Raw genomic sequence first — 19,366 nt, 5'->3', positions numbered from 1 at the left:
GGTTAGTAAGTTTTGGCTGGCAGATTATTTACCGCCGCTGGTTTTTCTTTTTTCTGTCGTCATTATAAAAGGATGTTCAATATGGACGGTTTTCTCGCCTTCTTTTTTAGCGCTGTACTGGCATTCTTTGGATTGTTAATCTGGAGCATTCTGTCATTTTGATTGCCAGATCAAATCGTACTACGGGTAAAGAAAAATTGCCTGGTTGCTGGTAGTGTTTTTTATTTCCTGGTTTGCCTGGGTGTTTTATATGTTGTTGGCGCCGTTAAAAGAAAAGCCGTGTCCGGCAAATCGCCAGTATTAATCTTGCCGTTTGGCTGAGGGAAATGCCGTGGTTGTCTCGATACACAATAAGCTTATTAATACCGCTGCCCGGGAAGTCTTAAAACCAATAAATATGATGCGCAAAGGGCAGTCCAGGTTATGGCTGGATGATAATGGCTGGTGGGTGGCTATTGCAGAATTTCAGCCGTCCCAGTGGTCTAAAGGTAGCTACCTGAATGTGGCTGTTAGCTGGCAGTGGTACCCCAGAGTGGATTATGCTTATGATCTTGCAAACCGGGAAAGTGCTTTCGTTGAGTTTGAGAGTGAGGAGACCTTTATGCTGCAGGCCAGGTCGCTGGCGGAGCAGGCAAAGCAGCGGGTACTTTACTATCGCGATGAACTCTCAAGCCCCCAACGGGCAATGCAGTTTGTGTTAGCTAATACCGCAGGTGGTAGCCAGCACATCTGGGCAGGGCTGAATAAAGGCATGATTTGCTTGTATGCCAGGGACTTTACCCAGGCCCGGCATTTTTTTGCTGAGGCACTGGCTTGTAATGATGACAGAGCCTGGGCAATGGAAGTCAAAACATTTATACAGCAACTTATGAGTCTGACTCCGCCAGAGCAATTGATGTTTGTAAAACAGGCGGTTGCTCAGTCGCGGCAGCTTAAAAAGCGGCCCGCTATAGATATAGCATTTGGTGAAGAGCCGCAGTAGAGGCGACAAATGATTAAGATTACGAGTAGAACAGGCCTGGCCATACTATTAACTGTATTGTGCAGCGTGTCGAAGCAGTTAAATGCCTGTTCGCTGGTACCGCTGCTAGAAGCCTTTGAAGCGAACCATACTGAGGCTTTAGCCCCGGTAAAGCCCCATTTTAAGTTGGCCGGGATTGAGCGAGGCAGTGATGATGGTAATTTGGGTTCCTGTTCTGATTTTGGGTTTATAACCTTTAAATTGTCAGGTAGTTATCCGCCACAAGGGTATATTTTCGAGCGGGTGAAAGGAGAGTTTGAAGATAGACTGTTTGAGCCGGTAGCCGTAATACCGTCGAAGTTTATAGATGATAACGCCTTATTTACCTTTGTGTGGTTGGATGGCAGTAGCAATGAGCAAGAGCCTATCCATTTCACGGTCAGTATTGTTGCGGTAAATGGGGCTGGCGAACGCAGCGAACCTCAGTATCTGGAGGTAAGGCATCCCGGTGTTGCCTCGCCATGGTGGCAGTTTTGGTAGCGCGCTGGCACTAATGTATTAATATATGTGGTGAAATCAGGTACAAAAAAGGGAATTTTGATGCGATTAAAAATAGTAAAAACTGTGGCTGCGCTGGTAACGCTGGCGATGAGTGGCTGTGTAGTACTGCCTGAAGATTCAGCTGATACGAGCCAGTGTTATCTCTCCAGTAACCAAAAATACCTCAAGGTAGTCGATTTAACCGATGGCGACACCAGCTTTTACGACTGGCAGGGCAAAATTATCGGTGTCATAAGCCTGCCGACCAGTGCGGTCATTTCTGCCAGTTATGTTGCGGTAAATAACGTTTTCAATTTTGGCGAAAAACTCATTAAATGTGATGGCAATGGCAGCAGTAAAGAGCCCTCCGTTCAAGAGGGGACGGAACATTAGCGGCACATATCATCGGGCTGTTTTCTGTAACAGCCTGGCGCATTAAGGAAGAAAGCAGACATGGAACATCGCGTATTAACCCGCTCAAAACACGGTCTGGTCTCGGGTACTCTGAGAGGAATGGCTAATTACTACCACTTAAACCTTAATGGCCTGCAACTGGTGTTTTTGATTGCAGCATTTTTTGGTTTCGGATTCGTTATTTATCTGGTGCTGTGGATGAGTATTCCCGCTAACTCTAAACGGGAAAGGCTCTTGCAGGCAGCGCACCAGAATACAGAAGACGGCTATTCACAACATTGACCAGGTGATGAAGGCAGGAGCGTATATATGGCGGTTTTGATTTTACTGTCGGCGGGGTTTGTCATTTTCGTTTTGTCTCTTTTAGTTAAATACACACGTGAAATGCGCGACCTGTTGCGTGAGTACAGACTTGAAATTAAAGAGCTTAATGCCAATATTAAGACTTTAAAGCGTCGACTTAATGAGACAACAGCATCGCGGCCTGAAACCGGTTGCCACGAATAAAGAGCAGATTATGAAAAGTGTATTTCGGTATTTACTGATTTTTGCGTTACTGGTTGGTGCGCTGTCGGCTTATAGTTACGGGAGTCAAACTGGTGTGTTTTTGTTTGTGCTAATGGGGTTTGTACTGGAAGCCGGTTTTTGGTTTGGGTTATTTCCCATCAAGCGGCGAAACCAGCCGCGTTAACGCTTTACTTGCCTCAGGCTCAGCCTGCGTGATCCAAAGCGGCAGTGGAGTGCGGCTAACAATAGTTAAAGAGCAAAGGACTGACGAGTGTCATGCGTTTAACACACTGGTTGTATAGTGTTATTTTGTTTCTGCCGGCCTCCGTCCGGCTGGCAGAGAAAATTATTAGCGAAACCGGTGGTATTGCCAGTCGCTATGGGCCACTTCTGGCGATGGCCCTGCTGGCAGTGGGGTTTATTGCCTCAGAGCACAACAAGCCGGTTTTTAACCGCATAGTCTGGCGTGGCAGTTTTTGGTTGCTGGCTGTTTTATCGGGCCTTGCGGGGTTGTATGGCATTATCTTGCTGGTTTTTTCGGGCAGTATTACCGCTGGCTTAGGGTTGTTAATAATGGCACTTATTCCGGTGCCGGCACTGCGGTCAGTTTACCGTTACTCTGCCGCAACCAGCCCTGTTTGGGCACACAATAAATAAGGTCTGTTGGTCGGTTTGCAGGCAACACAACTTTGCAGGCAACACAACAAGGATTGTTGTTATGAATAATACCGGTTATACCTATCAGATAAAGCGTACCGGGCGCAGCTTTTGTCAGCTGGAAAATAAAGGCCTGGTGTCTTATCAGGTATTTTTAACCGAATTTAAGCAGTATCTCTGGCCTGCGACTGCCGGGGAGGCCCGGCCCTCTAACGAGACGACGTTGTCAGTGAAACATGTCAGCAGTAATACGGAGCTTTTTGTGTCGACGGTTGGGAGTGCGGAAGATTTTGCGTATCTTGTGGGCGTGGTAAATGCCCCGGAAAACGTATCTCCCCGGCAATCCTCTGACGGCGCAGGGAGGCGAGTGCAAGTGTATATCAGTGAACAGCATTCCGACGTCAGCAGATTATTTTCACAGTTTTTTCGGGGTCAGTGGGCATTACTTTATGAAACGCTGGGGGCGCTACCTGTGTTTCTTGAGCCCCAGCAGGAACACGATAGTACCGCTCTTGATTAACCTTTATTGCGGCCATCTTGTTATTGATGGCCCCTTTTTATATCAGTTAAGGAAAACACATGAAATTATGGGATGATTTATCGCTGATGCAGCGTGTGGCAGCGGGACTGCTTATTTTACTTGCGGCCGTAGTGTTACCGGAAATTGCATTTTTGTTGCAGTTTGGCGGCATAGAAGTGGCCTTTGGCCTCATTCTGGTGGGGCTAACGCCGGCTATCACCTGGTTAAGGCATTTGCATGCCAAAGTGAAAAAGGCCCTTATGCTTGGCGTTGTATCACTGCAACAAAGTGCATCAGCCAAACCGTCTGTTTTTGCTGTTCAGGCTGCGTTTTGCGCTGCGGCTCTGTGTTTTACCGGCTCAGGTTTATTTGCCGTCAGCTTTTTTATGCCCGCCATGGTGTTTAATGGCGCTCTGATCTGATTCACCGTATCTGAAACTCGGTAAAGTCCTCCCCATCCCCGTTTGAGGAACTTAATAGCAAAGGCAAAGTCTGATTTTTGTGCTCGTTATCGTAAAAAGGACTTTGCCCGTGTCACTTCTTATTTTTCCCGGCACCCATAGCGTTATTAATTATGGTGCCACAGCTTTGTCTAGCCGGTTGGGCGAAACTCACCACTCAGTGCTTTGCGCTGTTTATCAAATGTGGGAGAGGGGTATTGGCTGAACTGGTTTTATTTCAGGAATCGCTGGGCACCACTGCAGCCGACTTGCTACTGGCACTGCTTATTGAGCCATTGTTACAGTTGATCGGAGTTGTCGCACTTGCAACGATTGCTTTTTATCATTATCAGAAAACGAGAAATCAAGGTGCCTTGCTTATTGTAATTGCCCTTATCTGTTCGGTTGTCAGCTCGGTTGCCATAGAGCTCGGCGCGGCATTTATCGAGGGCGCCGGGTATGAGCAGGTCACCCTGTGTTTGCGTTTGGTGGATGGTATTCTGCTGCTCACGTTTATTCTGGGTTTCTACCTGATTTGCCGTTCACAGCGCGCTGCCAGTTAATGAGTTAGCTCTGCTAACGCTTAAGTAACGGCGGGCTGTAGTTATGTCTGCTTACACTCTTACCATTGCGGGGGGCTGGTGGAGTGATATGCTGACCAGCCTTTTAGTAAAAAGACTTCTGTTGCCCTAATGATCACATTAAGAGCCTTTCAGCCAGACGATATTCCTGCACTGGTTCAACTGCTAAACGAAGACGCAGTGACGCGTTTTCTGTCGACCAAAATTCCTCAGCCCTATAGCCCTGATGACGCATCATGGTGGGTACATGAGGGCAGTTTATCGGGAATAAACCGCGCCATCGAAGTAGATGGGGTGCTGGCGGGCTGTATCGGGGTTAAGTGCGGTGAATTTGAATATTCACGCAGTGGTGAACTTGGCTACTGGTTGGGGGCGGCATTCTGGCAGCAAGGCATTGCCACGGCGGCGGCTCGTCAATTAATCGCCGAGGTCTTTGAGCACACCGATATTGCACGGATATTTGCCGTGGTATTCTCCGGTAATCAGGCCTCTATGGCGTTGTTACGCAAGGTAGGCTTTAGTGAAGAAGCGGTATTGCGTCAGGCTATTTTTAAACAGGGGCAGTTCTATGACAGTCATGTTTTTAGTCTGCTCAATGTCGCACAGCAATCTGGTCGGGTTGGTTAATTACTGTACAGATTGGTCGGAATTGCTTACTCTTAGTCTTTGAACTTCATGGGTAAACCACAGGAAGGTATATGAAACAGTCTGAGCTTAAGCTAGTCCAGTCCGAGTTAAAATCGAAAGGCTATTATAGTGGCGGAGTGGATGGCTTGTCCGGCCCCAAAACGCAAGCTGCCGTGCATCAGTTTCTCAGTGATAACGCTGCGCAATTAAGCGCTGAACACTGGACTGAATGGAATAACGCTCGTAAACGCTTGGCGGCATTGCAGTTACTGGCATTGCTAAACGAGGTTGACGTTGGCCCGGTTGACGGATTAAACGGCCCTCAGACAGAGTCGGCCACTATCTTATTGCGTCAGTTACTGACTCAGGGAACCATAGCCCGACAGTTCAGCGATATCACGCCGATAAGAGAAAATCCCCATCGGTTTCCGCAGGAAAATGAAGCCAGTTTAAACGACTACTACGGACAGCCAGGTAGTATTGAGCTGGTGCGGGTGGAATGCCCTTGGTTACTTCGTCTTGACTGGGATTTATCGACAACCACCCGGGTTATTGCTATTCACCAAACCCTCAGCGACAGTCTCGAAACCGTGCTGAATGAGGTGTACGCGCACTACGGTGATGACGGGATCCAGCAACATGGTCTTAATCGTTATGGTGGCAGCTATAACCACCGTAAAAAAAGAGGCAGCGCTACCGCCTGGTCTACCCATGCCTGGGGCATAGCGATTGACTGGTTTCCTTCTCAAAATAAATTGAGCTGGCGCAGTGACAGGGCCAGCCTTGCCGATCCGGCACTGGATTTCTGGTGGCAATGCTGGGAGCGAGAGGGCTGGTTGAGCCTGGGGCGCAGTGAAGATCGTGACTGGATGCATGTGCAGGCCGCCAGGCGATAATACGCAGCAGTACCATTGGTATTGTTTTATGGCAGATGGGGTTACTGACGGCGGCGGGAATATGTTTAACTGGAATGATTACCCTGAACTTTACAGAACCAAACGATGAAAACAGCAGAACAACAAGCCATTATTGATACCAGCTGGGGCATTCATGACCAGGTGGAACGTGCCTACCTGGCCCATCCGGCACGTAAAGGTGAAGACGCCTGGCTCGACAAACAGCGTCTGTTACTGGCAGATATGGCGTTGCACTTGTTGCAAACCGCCTTGAAGCCTGAAGATATGCCCCTGGATAAGCTGCAAAATAATTTGCATGCTATTTTAACCATTAGCGATCAGTTTTTACCGCAGGCGGGTTTAAAACAGGCTACCGAACACCTTTACACCGGCAGCAGTCATGACTGAAGTAGAACTGGTCGCCGATCTCTTTAGGCAGATGGCTTTCAGTGCGGCTATTCTTGGTGGCTTTGCCATGACTTTTTTAAGTGTGTTGTTGTCGGCGTTCCCCAAAGGGCATCCGCTGGCGCTATGGTGCATTGGTGCCAAAGCACTGGCCGCAGTGTTACTGATAGTGGCAACACTCGGCGCTAAGCATCCAGCAAATGGGCTTATCGTTTAACTTTGCCAGCTGGCCGGCCCATGTGTTGCGTATTAAGCTGATCACAGAACTCACTTTTTTTAGTGGCGTAGTGGTGTTGCTGAGCGGACTTGGATTAAGTGGCTTTGCGCGCTGCCGACGTACCGGGTTAATAACCCTGGCCGCGGCGCTGGTGGCAAGTGTATTGTTGGTGATCATGTTTGTACCCACATTTTAAGCGGACCCGGCGATGACAAAAAATGCAATTGGTGCGTGTGTGCTCTCATCCGAGCAAATCAGCGAGGCCGTAAATCGCGTAGCCGCACAACTTAATGGCCAGTTTGAGCGGGCAGTGGTGATTGTGGTTGTTCCGGGCGGGATTTTCTTTAGCGCCGATTTGCTTCGACAACTCAACTTTGAGGTTTTGATGGAAACAATTTCCTGTCCGCACACCCCCGGGGAGCGAAATAACGCATCGCCTATTGTGTTTCACCCCAATGTACCGCTTGCCCGCGAAGATATTATTCTGGTGGATGACGCCATTGAATCCGGCGGTACCATGAGGCGCCTGGTAGCACATATCCGTTCCCACCATGAGGTAAACTCCATTAGTGTGGCAACATTGTTTGTAAAGCCGGGCCGGGTGGATGTTGGCGCTCAGGAATATTATGGCCTGGCTATGCAAAGCGATGAGCTGTTGGTGGGCTACGGCTTACCCTGGGCGCATAAAAACCGTAACCTTCCCTATATTGCACAACTTGATATAACCTCTGAATAATCCCTTAACCCGTTGATAATATTAATACTGTCATAGCGGTGTCAGCTGTCTGTCGGGTCACTTTCGTGGTCAATTTAGCTTGTGTTCGCTAAACTTCCGGACAGGTTTTGCAACGTTAGGGAAATACACTATGACGATTAAAAAATGGCTTAAAACATTGCCCCGGCAGGAGCGCACCGGCGTTATCACATTACTGGTATTTTGTGCCATTGTTGTGCTAACCGGTTTTGCCTTTACGGTTTTCGATATTCTTCGTCAGGCAATGTGAAATTCCTCGCTCACAAGCAAATACTCATTGCTCTGCGCCGCGGGGATCGCTATGGTAAACCACAAATTTTTTACAATTGAGACGTAGTATGCAGAAGTGGTGGAAGTTAGCCGTGGTAGGGTTGATGTTGGTATCGCCCTGGAGTGTGGCAGAAGAGAAGAATGACTATGAACCGGTACGACATATTGTGGTGTTTAAGTACAAGCAGGACAGCACCCCGGAGCAAATCCAGCAGGTAACGGATGCTTTCAGAGCGCTGAAAGATAAAATCCCCGGTATTCTGAATTTTGAATACGGGATTAATAACAGTCCTGAAAAACTCGATCAGGGGTTTACCCACATTTACCAGATGACCTTCAAAAATGCCGAGGCACGGGACCAATATCTGCCTCATCCACAGCACAGTAAATTTGGTGAGCTGCTGGGCGAACTTGAGATCCTCGACAGCGTGTTTGTTGTGGACTACACCATTCAGCCTTAAGTGCCTGCCAGACTGGTTTAGGTGAGGTGCAGTCGGGAGACGATGAAGCCACCGCACGGCAAATGGTGAACCTGTACCAAAACCTGCAAAGTCAGGATAAGCAGCAATCACTGCGCAATGCACAGTTGAATGTAACGAATACTTATCAGGCGCATCCCTAATACTGGGCTGCGTTTCAGCTTACCGGCTCCGGCTGTTGATTGGCATGCAATGGATTCAGGCTACCACGGAGTGGACTATCTGATTGAGTCCGAAGGTAACCAGTCCAAACACCACAACCCCGATAAACACCGGCTTGCCAAGGGTACGACTGCGATACCAGCTAAGCAACGTAGCCAGGCAGCCGGCAACAGTGGCCAGCGCACCAATCCAGTCGTGACGCACTGGCACCAGCGAAACGCCAAACATGGCGGCAATCATCAGCGGCCCTAGTAGTCCCAGCCAGGTTGGTAGCGTATTGGCTGCATCGCTTTGTTGTTTGGCGAGGTGACGGCGGGTCCACATTAAGGGTAATGCGCGGATTAAAAATGTGCCGCCAGCGCAAAGTAAAATAACCAGCCAGCGTTCAGTGTTCATGGTCTGCGCCTTTTTGAGTATTGAGGGTGGAGAGTGCATAGTAAGCCAGTGCGCCGGTTGCCGCTGCGGCGGGAATGGCTGCATTGGTAAATTGCAGTAAAGTTAGTAGCAAAGCTGCGCCAATGGTAGCTGCCAGCACGATAAACCATAACGGTGAAGTAAACCGCGGGGCAATCAGTACCAGAAACAATGCGGGCAGGGCAAAAGGCATCACCTCACCCAGTAACGGCCACTGATGGGTTAAACTGGCCCCGGCAACAGCGCCAAGGGCTGTGCCGGCAATCCAGCTAAACCAGGCCAGCAGCGCCGCACCGGTGTACCAGCCTAGCCGGACATCCTCTGAAACCGAGGGCAGGCGGTGCAAAGCCAGCGCAAAAATCTGATCGGTCAGGCCATGCATCAGTGCAATCCAGCGCCGTCCGGGCGGCAATAAAGGCGTCAGATTAGGCGCGTACACCACATGCCTGGCGTTGATTAACAGGGTCATCAGCACAACCAGCCACAGTGATGCGCCGCTGGCGAGCATTGCCACCATCAGAAATTGTGATGCGCCAGCATAAATCAGCGCCGAAATGGCGGTGGCCTCCCAAACGCTGAAATTAGCCTGAGTGGCAATCAGGCCAAATGAGATTGCCACTGGAATATATCCGCCCAGCAATGGCATAGCGTCACGCATACCTTGAAGCCAGGGGGGAAGAGAAGACCGGGAAGTAGGGTTATCCATGGGGCATAGCCTGATGATAAATGATGGTAATTAAAAAGGTCGCGCCCCGCTCGTGGGTTTCATAACTGTGCGGCTGATCGGCAACAAAGGTAAAGGTCTCACCGGCGGTCAGGCGCTTGAGGTGGTCGGTGGTGCCCACGGTAAGCTCGCCGCTTATCAGGGTAATGGACTCTGTGGTGCCCGTGGTGTGGGGCTCAGCTTCGCGCCGGGTATGTGGAACCACCGACATCCAGTAAGCATCCACTTTGGGCTGATCCTGACCCTGATCGATAAGTCTGACCTCCATACCGGCTTCACCAAAGGCACTGTTAACCGGCGCCACTAACGCGCTGAACGGCATATTTAACTGCACGGCAAGACGCCAGATGGTGTCGAGAGTAGGGTTGCCATTGCCTTGCTCCAGGCGCGACAGGTTCGACTTGGCAATGCCCGCGTCAGCGGCCAGCTGTGATAACGACAGTCCACGCTCAAGGCGTAATTGTTGGAGATGCAAGCCGAGGGTAATAAGAGATGCTTTATCCATTATTTAAGTGACAACGCTGTTGTTCTATATATCGAACGTTCTATATAAGGAACGCCGGATTGTCAAGTGGCTTAAGGCTTTTTGCGACCACAGCATCAAACCGGACGGTGTATCGACGGTCTGAGAGCGAGCGTTAAGGTTGCTATTCAACGCCCTGCATAGGATGATTGCAAGCATCATCATTTATCAGTTAAATCGCTTATGCTTAAAATTTGGGTTGATGCCGATGCCTGCCCGGTAGTTATTAAAGAAATTATTTTTCGGGCTGCAAACCGCACTAAAACCGAAGTAACCCTAATTGCCAATCAGTACATTCGCACGCCGCCGTCGAAGTTCATTAACAGTATTCAGGTTCCCAAGGGTTTCGATGTAGCAGATAACGAAATTGTGTTGCGCTGTAACGAGGGCGATTTGGTGATCACCAGTGATATTCCGCTGGCGGATGAAGTGATTACCAAGGGCGGTCAGGCGCTGAGTCCGCGAGGGGAGTTGTTTACCCGTGAAAATATCAAATCCCGGCTCAATATTCGCGATTTTATGGATACCCTGCGCAGCAGTGGTGTGCAAACCGGTGGTCCGCCGGCACTGGGCCCGAGTGAGAAGCAGGCTTTTGGCAATGAGTTGGATAAGTGGCTGGTGTATAAACAAAGACACTCTGGTTAAGCGCCGGGGAGGAGCCCATGTTAATGCCGCTTGAAAAATGGTTATGCCAGTATGCGATTGCGTTTCCTGTGTTCACGGGTATTTTTACCCTGTCGCAATACGTTAATGATTTACCGGAAAAGCACAATGAGAATAAATCCCGCTGAACTCAAGCTGGTTGAGCCCGGCATGGAATGGCAGCGCTCTTATCATCGCTATATTGAAGAACTGGGGGACGAGGAGCGCTATCCTTTTCCAATGGATTTCGAGCATCATGATTTTGCCGCCATGCTACAGCGAATTGCGGATTTTGCGGCCGGTAAAAATCTGCCCGACGGCTATGTGTCAAGCTCAACCCTGTGGCTGGTTGCCGGCGATGAACTGCTTGCGGTAGCCAATATTCGTCACCGGCTTAATGATAGCCTGCGCTATGCAGGCGGCCACATTGGCTTAGGCGTCAGGCCCTCATTTCGTGGTCAGTCGTTAGGCAGCTATCTTATGCAGCAGGCCATTAACTTTGCCCGTCAGTTGGGGATTGGTGATGTGCACATTCACTGTTATAAAGACAACCTGGCGTCGCGGGGAATGATAGAGCGCTGCAAAGGAGTGCCCCACAGCGAAGTGGCAACAGAGGATGGAACCGTTGTGTTGCGCTACATTGTGGCGGCATAAAAAAGGCCGCTGGGTGAAGCGGCCAAAGGTTGGTGAGATTATCGCCTAGCGGGAGGTATCCGGACTGTCCGGACGGTCTCGCCGTTCACCCCGTTCGCCTTTGTGATGCCCCTTACGAAAGTGCTTTTCTCCACCACGGTCTTTGCGGTGCTTCATCATGGCCTTGAGCATGGTGGTTTTCTGTTCTTCGGTAAAGACCGCCCAGAATTCGGTGCGCAGCGCCTGCTGACGCTCCCGCAACGTTTCCAATTGCTGTTGCTGAGCGTCGGTAAGATCGAGCTTTTCGGCCATTTTGGCCATCATCGGCGGTAATAGCGGCATGTCACGTTCTGCCTGTGGCTGGTTGCTGTTAGCCGCAATCGCCATACTGCTGATGCCGGTGCCAACAATCATTGCGGCACAGGTAATAATACTGAGTTTTTTCATTAAGCGTTTCATCAGGTTCTCCTGTTCATTTTGGCTTCCCCGTATGAGGACAGAAATAAGTCTACGCGCTTAAGAGTCAGGTAACGTTAAGATATGCAAATGTGCTGTGAACATGTGAAAAGTCAGGCATTATTAGCCTCACGAACAAGGTGTAAACAGATGACGATATTACTAATTGAAGATGATGCCGGCCTGGCGGAGCTGCTAACGGAATTTCTGGGCATGTCCGGTTATGAAGTCCTGCACTGCGCGGATGGCGAATCGGGCCTCAATGCGGCATTGCATTACGACAACATAGAGTTGATTTTGCTGGACGTCATGTTACCCAAACTCAATGGTCTGGATGTACTAAAAGTGCTGCGTCAGAACAGCGAAATCCCGGTTTTGATGTTAACTGCCCGGGGGGATGACCTGGACAAAGTGCTGGGACTCGAACTCGGCGCCGATGATTATCTGGCCAAGCCGTTTAATGACCGTGAATTACTGGCGCGGATCCGGGCTATCATGCGTCGCACACAAGATCGCAGCCAAACACTTGAAACAAACGTGTCCGGCAATCGACAAAAACGCCTCGAGCTGGGCGACTTGCAACTGGATTTACAGCGTATGGAAGCACGTTGCAACGAGCAGATGCTGGAGTTGACCGGCAGTGAGTTTGCGCTGTTGAAACAACTGTCAAATACACCCGGTGTATTAATCAGTAAGGATGATTTGTCGGAGCAATGCTTAGGCCGAAGGTTACAGGCGTTTGACCGCAGTATCGACACACATATCAGTAATTTACGTAAAAAACTCAGCGCGGCAGAGTCTCAGTGCGAGATCAAGAGTCAGCGCGGCAGAGGTTACGGGATTTTTAGCGGATGATAAGCCCGATCCGCAGTTTTAATGTCAAAGTGCTGGGCTGGTTCTGGCTGACGTTGCTGGTGTCAGTGTTGTCGATTGCTATTCCAGCGGCGCTGATCCAACAGTTCTCAGACGAGAATCACCTGCGTGGCAAAGAACGTGAATTGCTCAATGTTATGACCCGCCATGTGGATGAAATGATTACCGACAGTGACGGGGATTTTCGACGGCTGGGCCGGATGATGAAAAAATCAGACCGTCGCATGCCCTTTGAATGGTTTGTGATTGATAAAGAGCTCGACATTGTACTGAGCAGTGCGCCAATTCGAAAATCGCTCAGGGAACGCTTTGATAATCCGCGTTTCTGGTACTTTCTGCAAAGTGAACATCTGCGCGACATTAATGTGGAGTGGACCCGTTTGCTGGGGCCGGGGGGGCTGCCATCCCATCCCGATCTTAAACTCATTTTGTGGCGACCGGAGCGCCCCAAGCCAATGGAAATTTTCCGCGCTATGCCATGGTGGAGTATCGTTGGGATTTTTCTGATAGTGACCAGCGTGATGAGCTATTTGCTGGTGCGCTCGATTGCCCAGCCATTGAATCGGCTCGGCAGTGCATTTAACGCCGTGGGACGAGGCCAGCTTTCGCATAAGGTGGAGGTGGGTAATCCGGCGAGTCAGGATAAACGCTTTGCCGCCAATGCGCAGTTTGCCCGGTTGTTCGAGCAGTTTAATGATATGACCGCACGTATTGCGGCCTTGATCCAGAATCAGAAACGCCAGAGCGCCGACATTTCTCATGAACTGCGTACACCGTTAACCCGGCTGCAAATGACGTTGGCTTTGGTACGCAAAAAATCCCATGACGAGAATATATTACCGCTGCTGGAAAGGGCAGAGAGAGAAAGTGAGTTACTCAATCTGCATATTCAGCGCCTCAGTGATCTGACGACGCTGGAAGCCCATGCTATTCAGCAGGGCCGTCAGTTACTCACCAGTGAAGCCTTACTAAGCGAACTGTGTGAGGATGCCGCATTTGAAGCCAGAGGAATGAACATAGCCTGGCAGCACGCATTGTGTAGCGCCACCTTAAATGTGTATGAAGCGGCTTTTGTGACGGCTATTGAAAACGTAGTGCGTAATGCCTTTAAGTATGCGCGCTCGTCGGTGTCACTGCGTTGTGAAAACGAGAATAACGGGTTTAAGGTGATCATTTGCGATGATGGTCCCGGTGTGGCGCCGGAGGAACTACAACGATTGACTAAAGCCTTTTATCGTACCGACAGTGCGCGCAATTCAGATACCGGTGGCCTGGGACTGGGTTTGGCCATCACGGCCGAGGCCATGCGCCTGAATGAAGGCGACATCACTTTTGCCCTGGAAAAGACGGGTGGATTGTGTGTCACGTTGAAATTTCCCGTTGCCCAACAGGGGTGAAGCCTGCGGGCAATGGGGAACGAGTAATCCGTTACTTGCCGTCGATATAAAATTTATCGTGAAAGGTGTAAGCCAGTCCCGGGAAGTAGATGATCAGAATGGTCATGGTCATGCCGTTTAACATGCCTTCCGGAAACAGCAGCAGTGGAATCAGAATTAAATAGCTGTCTTTCACCGTGGACCAGCTGTAAATACCGTCTAACACGTAGTAACCGCTCATCAGTGAAATTTTAAGCGCTATGGCCAGCGCACCAGGAATAAATGCACATAGAAAAACATAGATAAACAGATTTCTTGGCAGCTTGTGAAAAGCCAGTATAAACAACATGTAACTGAACGCTATGGGCGCAGCAATCCCCAGCATGCCGTTAATACCGAACATCGCCCAGCTTTCTTTACCAATAGCCGTTGCACCAATCAGGGCGATGGTGGCTGCCATTATGGCGTAACGGAAACCCAGGATCAGAGCGAGTGCCACCAACCACATAAAGTGTACGCTGGGGCTGGGGCCTCCGGGTACGCTGGCACGAAAAATCCATAAAAAGAACACGGCGGCTGCGCAGCCAAACAGCATATGCTGCTTTTGTTTCGTGGCAACAAACTCGGACCAGTGGATGTTGCGGGCGATAGTTCCCAGCAACACCACAAATAACAACAGCCCGACCAGTTGTAATGTGGTCATGGTTTATCCTTTGTATGTGGCCCAGATAGGGGCATGATCAGAAGGCTTTTCGATACCGCGAAGTTCGTAATCGATACCGGTTTCCTGCAATTTATTATGCATACTTTGTGTTGCCAGGATCAGATCGATTCTCAACCCGCGATTATCATTGAAGCCCTTCGAGCGGTAGTCAAACCAGCTGAATTGATCTGTACAGTCCGGGTGCTGACTGCGAAAACTATCGTATAACCCCCAGTCTAACAGCGTATTGAGCCACTCCCGTTCTTCCGGCAGGAAACTGCATTTACCCGAGCGTAACCAGCGCTTGCGGTTATCTTCGCCAATGCCGATATCACTGTCAGTGTGGGAAATATTCATGTCGCCCATGATAACCACGTTATCATCGGGGCTATGCGCGGTGGTTACGTATTCCATTAAGTCCGCGTAAAATTTCTGTTTGGCCGGGAATTTGGTTTCGTGACTGCGATTTTCACCTTGCGGAAAATAACCGTTGAGCAGGGTGACCGGCTCGCCTTCGTCGTTTTCCACCGTAACCATGATCATACGGCGCTGCGCATCGTCTTCGTCGGTGGGAAATCCATATTGCACATTGGAGGGCGTTTGTTTGGTCATTAATGCCACGCCATAGTGACCTTTCTGACCATGAAAATACACGTTGTAACCCAGCGCTTCTACGTCGGCTACCGGAAACTGGGGGTTATCCACTTTGATTTCCTGTAAACCGACCACGTCTGGCTGGTGTTTTTCGATAAGGGCGGTTAACTGATGAATACGGGCACGAATGCCGTTGATGTTAAAAGAGATGACTTTCATTGGATCCATGGCTAGATAAATCTTCGATGCGAGCATGGTACCAGAAAGCCAGGCCGAGCTTAACCGCCTGTCACGCTCAGGCTTACAAATTGTTTAAAACAGGTATAATCGGCGAAAATAGATAAGTGAATGACAACATGGCAACACAAACCGAACAGGAAAGTCAGCTTCCGGCCCGCGAGCGGGCGGAATTATTAGTTGAGCGGGTGCTTGAATCGCAGGCAATCTGGGGATTAATGGGCGCGGATGGCTGGGTTATGGTCGACTCCGATACGCAAACCTGCCTGCCGGTATGGCCTGATGAGGCGAGCGTGGCATTCTGGCAACGTAAGGACTTACCTGATAGCAAGCCGCAGGCCATTGCCCTTGATGACTTTACCTCTACCTGGCTGCCTGGTCTCAAAAAAAATCAGATTGGTCTGGTGTTATGTCCGTCTGGCACCCTGCGGGAGGGGATTGTCACATCGGCAGATGAATTGCTGTTACAGCTTACCGATGACGACAAATAATACGCCGCTGGCCGACCAGCTGGCGCAAGCAAGAGGGTGGGACAACCTGTTACGGCAGCTTATGCTAGCGGGTAAAGCGCTGCACGCGCTGGCTGCTGAATCGCGTAATGAAAGTCGCGAGGTCAGCGGATGTCAAAGCCGGGTGTGGTTGCAGATGACCGTAGACAGTCATAATCAGGTCACTATGCTGGCGTGGTCAGACAGCAAAATCATCCGGGGAGTGCTGGCGGTCATCCAGGAAAAAGTAGATCAGATGTCACCTTCGCAGCTGGCCGTATTCGATTTTGATGACTGGTTCCGGTCGATTCAGCTTGAACGTTACCTGAGTCAGTCAAGGGCCAGCGGTATTGCCGGCGTTGTTCGCCAGATACGTCAGCAAACTGCGGTCTCGGCCTGATTAGATGCGCGCTGCCTCACCGGGCAGGGTCAGGAATGTTTTATCAATACAGTCCATGGCCGGGCTCTTCAGATCACAGCGAAAAGGCAGCAGTGAGGCCATCAGACTCACCTGCGCCGGATTGTCCTGGTAACTGTGCCAGCAAGCGTGGGTATAGAGCATACCCTGCCACATGGAAGGCAGCTCCTCAGACTGGCTTAGAAACTTGCCGATGTGGCTGACAAAATCGTTACCGCTGTGCTGTGAAATGCGTTTGAGTAACTGTACTCCTTCATTTTCTTCATCCGGCACTCCTTGTTCGCGCCCCAAGGCTACGGTGGCTGTGGCTTGCCCGAGCCCCTGACAAAGCGCCGTCATGTTATTCGGTGCCAGACGAGACTGAGCGCTGGCAGCCGGATAGAAAACTAATAAAAAGAGACTCATCCCCAGTTTAAAATAAGTGCTCATCCGGTCGTCCTGTTGGTAATTGATACATTGTATACGTTGCCGACAGGAAAAGTGATTAGCGGTTTTTAGCTTCTATCCACTGGCTCATAAACTGTGACGCGCGAAGACTGTGATGCCAGAGCAGGCTCTGCAGGAATAATCCCTGTCGAATCGCCGGTAATGCCTGACGGGTTGCCGTTATTTTTTCAAACAAGGACACTTGTGCCTGCTGCTGCGCCTGCTGATAGCTAACCGTTAAGGCATCAGCCTGCTGGCTAGCCTGTTGCCACAGGGATTCTGACTGGTAAAGTTCGCAGGCAGCGTCAATAAATACATCCGGCGTGGCAAGGTTAACCACTTTGCCCGGCCATTCCTCGTTACTGGCTATCCCTTCACTGCCCACTTCGGTGGTTACGCTGGGGGTAGCATATTGCATGGCGGTTAGCAGCTTGCCTTTGATCCCGGCACCAAAGCGAAGCGGCGCCAGACAAACCCGGGCGCTGGCCATTGGCCCGGCAATATCGTCTACCCAGCCTTTGATTAAAAAACCTTGTTTAGGGTTATGTAACTGGGTGGCTTTTTTCGGCGGGTAAGCACCGTATATATGCATTTCGGCCCCGGGCAGGCGCGCCCTGATAGCCGGCCATAGTTGTTTCAATTGCAGTACGGCGTCCCAGTTAGGGGCGTGGCGAAAGTTACCCACGGTAATAAAATGCTGTCGCGTTTTAAACTCAGCTAAATGAGACGGTCTGTGCAGTGTTTGTTGCAATGGATATAACTGCAGTTGTTGAGCGGGGACCTGATAATATTCGGTCAGTAAACGGTATTCCGCTGATGAAATGATCAGGCTGATATCACTGCGCAGGATGGCGGCGATTTCCCGTTGAGAGAAAACATTGTTTAATTTAGCATCACTGGCGGTAAGGCCATTTTTTATTGCTTCATGGCGAGCGTGTCGCAGGCTGTGTAAATCTTCAGTATTGAGAATATGCAGGGCATCAGGGCAACATTTTCTTACCCGGGCAGCAAACTGCTCTTCGGTCATAAAGCGGTCGAAGATGCATAGGTCGGGCTGTAAACGGTCAATAAAGGCGTCGAAAGCGGAGTCGTTCAGACTTATCGGATGCACACTACAGTGGTGCAGAAGATCTGCATCCACATGCTGACTTTGCACTGCAGCGCTGGCGAAATGGATTTCGTAATTGTGCGAGGCAAACTGCTTTATTAAAGCCGCCATATTTTGCCCGGCGGCGGAGGAATTAGACTCCGGCCACACCGCGCCGATAACCAACACCTTTTCTGTCATATCAGGCTCAACAATAAAAACCGCAAATATACCATGGCTTATCCTGCGCCGACGAGTAACATAGATAAACCTTTTCCCGGCTGGAATGTTTTTATGGTGCCGTATCAGCATGTCATTGTGGGCAGTGGCTTAATTGGTTGCTTTCTGGGCGGCATTATTGGTCAGTCTGCCCGTGTCGCACTGGTGGGTCGTCAGACCTGGCTGGCGCGCCTGAAAGCGGGGATAACTCTGACCGATTATACCGGCGGGGAAGCACCGTTTAAGGCCTCTGAGGATCAATGTTGGTCAACGCTACCGGAGCGTCTTGACCACAGTGTGATTTGGCTAACCGTAAAAAACACCGCGCTGGCTAAGGTACTGGAGCAACTGCGCCCGGTACTTGGCTCTGATTGCCTGGTTGTGTGTTGTCAGAATGGGCTGGGCGGGGCAACGCTGGCGCGGCAATACTTACCGGATGTTAGTGTATTACAAGCCATCGTGGGCTGTAACGTGGTGTGGGACGACACACATCAAAGGTTACATAAAGCTACCGAGGGAGCGTTTTACCTTGAACAACTCACAGGCATAACTGACCAACAAAGCGCTGCGCTGAGGATGGTGCAACACCGTTTACTGACGCTCTGTGTACGTGAAGACATTGAAGCGGTTGCCTGGGCCAAGCTACAGCTCAATCTGGCCAATAGTATCAATGCCATTGTTAATCAGCCGGTCAGAACCATGCTGCTCGACAGAGGTTGCCGGCAGGTGATTGCGGCGCTGATGGATGAACTGCTGGCGGTCACTGCTCAACTGCCTGTCAGACTGCCCAAACTCACCCGGGTGCCCGCCAACTGGCTACCTTTTATGTTACGCCTGCCGGACTGGCTGTTTACCCGGCTCGCCAGTGCAATGTTACACATAGAACCTGACGCGCGTTCTTCCATGTGGTGGGATTTGCAGGCAGGGCGGCTCACTGAAATTGATTACCTGAATGGGGCGGTCACAGCACAGGGCAAATTAGCCGGTGTTGACTGCCCGCTGAATGACAGTGTGATTGCGCTGGTGAAATCCCTTGAGACCTCGACACTAGTCGCATCGCGACGCCCATTGGACGGGAATACTTTGAAATTTCAGCTACACTTGAAATAATGGCGCGATTAGT

The 19,366-nt window shown here is 50.3% G+C and carries 35 protein-coding genes; 27 read left to right on the top strand and 8 right to left on the bottom strand.

The features are described 5' to 3' along the window. Positions 1-331: 331 nt before the first annotated feature. From AC27IB_RS04670 to AC27IB_RS04580, 19 genes are all read left to right on the top strand, one after another. Entirely contained in the window at positions 332-982 is a 651-nt protein-coding gene (locus AC27IB_RS04670) for a hypothetical protein (RefSeq protein ID WP_296047722.1), read from the top strand. A 9-nt stretch (positions 983-991) separates the two neighbouring features. Further along, positions 992-1,501, top strand: a complete 510-nt coding sequence (locus AC27IB_RS04665) for a hypothetical protein (RefSeq protein ID WP_296047726.1) — start codon at positions 992-994, stop codon at positions 1,499-1,501. Between the two features lie 60 nt (positions 1,502-1,561). Further along, the gene (locus AC27IB_RS04660) at positions 1,562-1,894 is read left to right on the top strand and encodes a hypothetical protein (RefSeq protein ID WP_296047729.1); all 333 of its coding nucleotides are present in this window, start codon (positions 1,562-1,564) and stop codon (positions 1,892-1,894) included. A 60-nt stretch (positions 1,895-1,954) separates the two neighbouring features. Further along, a complete protein-coding gene (locus tag AC27IB_RS04655) occupies positions 1,955-2,197 on the top strand; it encodes a PspC domain-containing protein (protein WP_296047732.1) in 243 nt (80 codons plus the stop codon). Positions 2,198-2,224: 27 nt separating this feature from the next. Next, positions 2,225-2,422, top strand: a complete 198-nt coding sequence (locus AC27IB_RS04650; protein WP_296047734.1) for a hypothetical protein — start codon at positions 2,225-2,227, stop codon at positions 2,420-2,422. A 10-nt stretch (positions 2,423-2,432) separates the two neighbouring features. Then, positions 2,433-2,606 carry a hypothetical protein gene (locus AC27IB_RS04645; protein ID WP_296047737.1) on the top strand — a complete coding sequence of 58 codons (174 nt, stop codon included), beginning with the start codon at positions 2,433-2,435 and terminating at the stop codon, positions 2,604-2,606. 92 nt (positions 2,607-2,698) lie between these two features. Further along, the gene (locus AC27IB_RS04640; protein ID WP_296047739.1) at positions 2,699-3,079 is read left to right on the top strand and encodes a hypothetical protein; all 381 of its coding nucleotides are present in this window, start codon (positions 2,699-2,701) and stop codon (positions 3,077-3,079) included. A 61-nt stretch (positions 3,080-3,140) separates the two neighbouring features. Beyond that, a complete protein-coding gene (locus AC27IB_RS04635) occupies positions 3,141-3,599 on the top strand; it encodes a hypothetical protein (protein ID WP_296047741.1) in 459 nt (152 codons plus the stop codon). A 59-nt stretch (positions 3,600-3,658) separates the two neighbouring features. Further along, complete coding sequence (locus AC27IB_RS04630; RefSeq protein WP_296047743.1) at positions 3,659-4,021, top strand: hypothetical protein; 363 nt, start codon at positions 3,659-3,661, stop codon at positions 4,019-4,021. A 236-nt stretch (positions 4,022-4,257) separates the two neighbouring features. Next, the gene (locus AC27IB_RS04625; protein WP_296047745.1) at positions 4,258-4,602 is read left to right on the top strand and encodes a hypothetical protein; all 345 of its coding nucleotides are present in this window, start codon (positions 4,258-4,260) and stop codon (positions 4,600-4,602) included. Positions 4,603-4,731: 129 nt separating this feature from the next. Then, a complete protein-coding gene (locus tag AC27IB_RS04620; protein ID WP_487119241.1) occupies positions 4,732-5,247 on the top strand; it encodes a GNAT family N-acetyltransferase in 516 nt (171 codons plus the stop codon). Positions 5,248-5,318: 71 nt separating this feature from the next. Beyond that, positions 5,319-6,143 (top strand): peptidoglycan-binding protein, encoded by an 825-nt coding sequence (locus tag AC27IB_RS04615; RefSeq protein WP_487119239.1) that lies wholly within the window; start codon positions 5,319-5,321, stop codon positions 6,141-6,143. 105 nt (positions 6,144-6,248) lie between these two features. Next, a complete protein-coding gene (locus tag AC27IB_RS04610) occupies positions 6,249-6,551 on the top strand; it encodes a hypothetical protein (RefSeq protein ID WP_296047752.1) in 303 nt (100 codons plus the stop codon). After that, positions 6,544-6,765 (top strand): hypothetical protein, encoded by a 222-nt coding sequence (locus AC27IB_RS04605; RefSeq protein WP_296047754.1) that lies wholly within the window; start codon positions 6,544-6,546, stop codon positions 6,763-6,765. Before AC27IB_RS04610 ends, AC27IB_RS04605 begins: the two co-directional genes overlap by 8 nt. Then, on the top strand, positions 6,749-6,961 hold the full coding sequence (locus AC27IB_RS04600) for a hypothetical protein (protein ID WP_487119236.1): 213 nt from the start codon (positions 6,749-6,751) through the stop codon (positions 6,959-6,961). Before AC27IB_RS04605 ends, AC27IB_RS04600 begins: the two co-directional genes overlap by 17 nt. A gap of 12 nt (positions 6,962-6,973) precedes the next feature. Continuing rightward, positions 6,974-7,501: a phosphoribosyltransferase gene (locus tag AC27IB_RS04595; RefSeq protein WP_487119234.1), complete on the top strand. Its 528-nt coding sequence runs from the start codon at positions 6,974-6,976 to the stop codon at positions 7,499-7,501. 130 nt (positions 7,502-7,631) lie between these two features. Beyond that, a complete protein-coding gene (locus tag AC27IB_RS04590) occupies positions 7,632-7,769 on the top strand; it encodes a hypothetical protein (protein ID WP_296047762.1) in 138 nt (45 codons plus the stop codon). Positions 7,770-7,857: 88 nt separating this feature from the next. Next, positions 7,858-8,250 carry a Dabb family protein gene (locus tag AC27IB_RS04585; RefSeq protein ID WP_296047765.1) on the top strand — a complete coding sequence of 131 codons (393 nt, stop codon included), beginning with the start codon at positions 7,858-7,860 and terminating at the stop codon, positions 8,248-8,250. Positions 8,251-8,276: 26 nt separating this feature from the next. Next, positions 8,277-8,411 carry a hypothetical protein gene (locus AC27IB_RS04580; protein WP_487119231.1) on the top strand — a complete coding sequence of 45 codons (135 nt, stop codon included), beginning with the start codon at positions 8,277-8,279 and terminating at the stop codon, positions 8,409-8,411. 55 nt (positions 8,412-8,466) lie between these two features. Here AC27IB_RS04580 and AC27IB_RS04575 read toward each other — a convergent pair whose 3' ends face one another. From AC27IB_RS04575 to AC27IB_RS04565, 3 genes are read right to left on the bottom strand one after another with little or no spacing between them, the layout of a single operon-like run. Continuing rightward, the gene (locus AC27IB_RS04575; RefSeq protein WP_296047767.1) at positions 8,467-8,826 is read right to left on the bottom strand and encodes an AzlD domain-containing protein; all 360 of its coding nucleotides are present in this window, start codon (positions 8,824-8,826) and stop codon (positions 8,467-8,469) included. Continuing rightward, on the bottom strand, positions 8,816-9,550 hold the full coding sequence (locus AC27IB_RS04570; protein ID WP_487119229.1) for an AzlC family ABC transporter permease: 735 nt from the start codon (positions 9,548-9,550) through the stop codon (positions 8,816-8,818). The genes AC27IB_RS04575 and AC27IB_RS04570 overlap by 11 nt, the downstream gene beginning before the upstream one ends. Then, entirely contained in the window at positions 9,543-10,073 is a 531-nt protein-coding gene (locus AC27IB_RS04565; RefSeq protein WP_296047773.1) for a helix-turn-helix domain-containing protein, read from the bottom strand. The genes AC27IB_RS04570 and AC27IB_RS04565 overlap by 8 nt, the downstream gene beginning before the upstream one ends. Positions 10,074-10,274: 201 nt before the next feature. On the opposite strand from AC27IB_RS04565, the gene AC27IB_RS04560 reads away from it, so the two are divergent. From AC27IB_RS04560 to AC27IB_RS04550, 3 genes are read left to right on the top strand one after another with little or no spacing between them, the layout of a single operon-like run. Continuing rightward, the gene (locus AC27IB_RS04560) at positions 10,275-10,736 is read left to right on the top strand and encodes a YaiI/YqxD family protein (protein ID WP_296047775.1); all 462 of its coding nucleotides are present in this window, start codon (positions 10,275-10,277) and stop codon (positions 10,734-10,736) included. 17 nt (positions 10,737-10,753) lie between these two features. Then, on the top strand, positions 10,754-10,882 hold the full coding sequence (locus AC27IB_RS04555) for a hypothetical protein (RefSeq protein WP_487119226.1): 129 nt from the start codon (positions 10,754-10,756) through the stop codon (positions 10,880-10,882). Further along, complete coding sequence (locus tag AC27IB_RS04550; RefSeq protein WP_487119224.1) at positions 10,863-11,387, top strand: GNAT family N-acetyltransferase; 525 nt, start codon at positions 10,863-10,865, stop codon at positions 11,385-11,387. Before AC27IB_RS04555 ends, AC27IB_RS04550 begins: the two co-directional genes overlap by 20 nt. A 45-nt stretch (positions 11,388-11,432) precedes the next feature. On the opposite strand, the gene AC27IB_RS04545 is transcribed toward AC27IB_RS04550, so the two are convergent. Further along, positions 11,433-11,825, bottom strand: coding sequence for a catalase (locus AC27IB_RS04545; RefSeq protein ID WP_296047784.1), 393 nt, complete (start codon positions 11,823-11,825; stop codon positions 11,433-11,435). Between the two features lie 147 nt (positions 11,826-11,972). Here AC27IB_RS04545 and AC27IB_RS04540 point away from each other — a divergent pair, with 147 nt between their 5' ends. Together AC27IB_RS04540 and AC27IB_RS04535 are read left to right on the top strand one after the other, a co-directional pair. Continuing rightward, positions 11,973-12,677, top strand: a complete 705-nt coding sequence (locus AC27IB_RS04540; protein WP_487119222.1) for a response regulator — start codon at positions 11,973-11,975, stop codon at positions 12,675-12,677. Continuing rightward, positions 12,674-14,092 (top strand): ATP-binding protein, encoded by a 1,419-nt coding sequence (locus tag AC27IB_RS04535; RefSeq protein ID WP_487119220.1) that lies wholly within the window; start codon positions 12,674-12,676, stop codon positions 14,090-14,092. Before AC27IB_RS04540 ends, AC27IB_RS04535 begins: the two co-directional genes overlap by 4 nt. Before the next feature lie 31 nt (positions 14,093-14,123). On the opposite strand, the gene AC27IB_RS04530 is transcribed toward AC27IB_RS04535, so the two are convergent. Both AC27IB_RS04530 and xthA read right to left on the bottom strand, forming a co-directional pair. Continuing rightward, positions 14,124-14,774, bottom strand: coding sequence for an energy-coupling factor ABC transporter permease (locus AC27IB_RS04530; protein ID WP_487119218.1), 651 nt, complete (start codon positions 14,772-14,774; stop codon positions 14,124-14,126). A 3-nt stretch (positions 14,775-14,777) separates the two neighbouring features. Beyond that, positions 14,778-15,587, bottom strand: a complete 810-nt coding sequence (xthA, locus tag AC27IB_RS04525; RefSeq protein ID WP_487119216.1) for an exodeoxyribonuclease III — start codon at positions 15,585-15,587, stop codon at positions 14,778-14,780. A gap of 137 nt (positions 15,588-15,724) precedes the next feature. Here xthA and AC27IB_RS04520 point away from each other — a divergent pair, with 137 nt between their 5' ends. Then, positions 15,725-16,096, top strand: a complete 372-nt coding sequence (locus tag AC27IB_RS04520) for a DUF2750 domain-containing protein (RefSeq protein WP_487119214.1) — start codon at positions 15,725-15,727, stop codon at positions 16,094-16,096. Beyond that, on the top strand, positions 16,083-16,493 hold the full coding sequence (locus AC27IB_RS04515; RefSeq protein ID WP_487119212.1) for a SufE family protein: 411 nt from the start codon (positions 16,083-16,085) through the stop codon (positions 16,491-16,493). Before AC27IB_RS04520 ends, AC27IB_RS04515 begins: the two co-directional genes overlap by 14 nt. Here AC27IB_RS04515 and AC27IB_RS04510 read toward each other — a convergent pair whose 3' ends face one another. Continuing rightward, the gene (locus tag AC27IB_RS04510) at positions 16,494-16,940 is read right to left on the bottom strand and encodes a hypothetical protein (RefSeq protein ID WP_487119210.1); all 447 of its coding nucleotides are present in this window, start codon (positions 16,938-16,940) and stop codon (positions 16,494-16,496) included. A 55-nt stretch (positions 16,941-16,995) separates the two neighbouring features. Beyond that, positions 16,996-18,225: a glycosyltransferase gene (locus AC27IB_RS04505; protein ID WP_487119208.1), complete on the bottom strand. Its 1,230-nt coding sequence runs from the start codon at positions 18,223-18,225 to the stop codon at positions 16,996-16,998. A gap of 93 nt (positions 18,226-18,318) precedes the next feature. On the opposite strand from AC27IB_RS04505, the gene AC27IB_RS04500 reads away from it, so the two are divergent. Beyond that, positions 18,319-19,353 carry a 2-dehydropantoate 2-reductase gene (locus AC27IB_RS04500; RefSeq protein WP_487119206.1) on the top strand — a complete coding sequence of 345 codons (1,035 nt, stop codon included), beginning with the start codon at positions 18,319-18,321 and terminating at the stop codon, positions 19,351-19,353. Positions 19,354-19,366: the final 13 nt, after the last annotated feature.

This window comes from Alteromonas sp. 4NH20-0104 (genome assembly GCF_057547795.1).
Note: the sequence above shows the minus strand (reverse complement) of the source record. Positions and strands in the feature narration are given on the sequence as shown.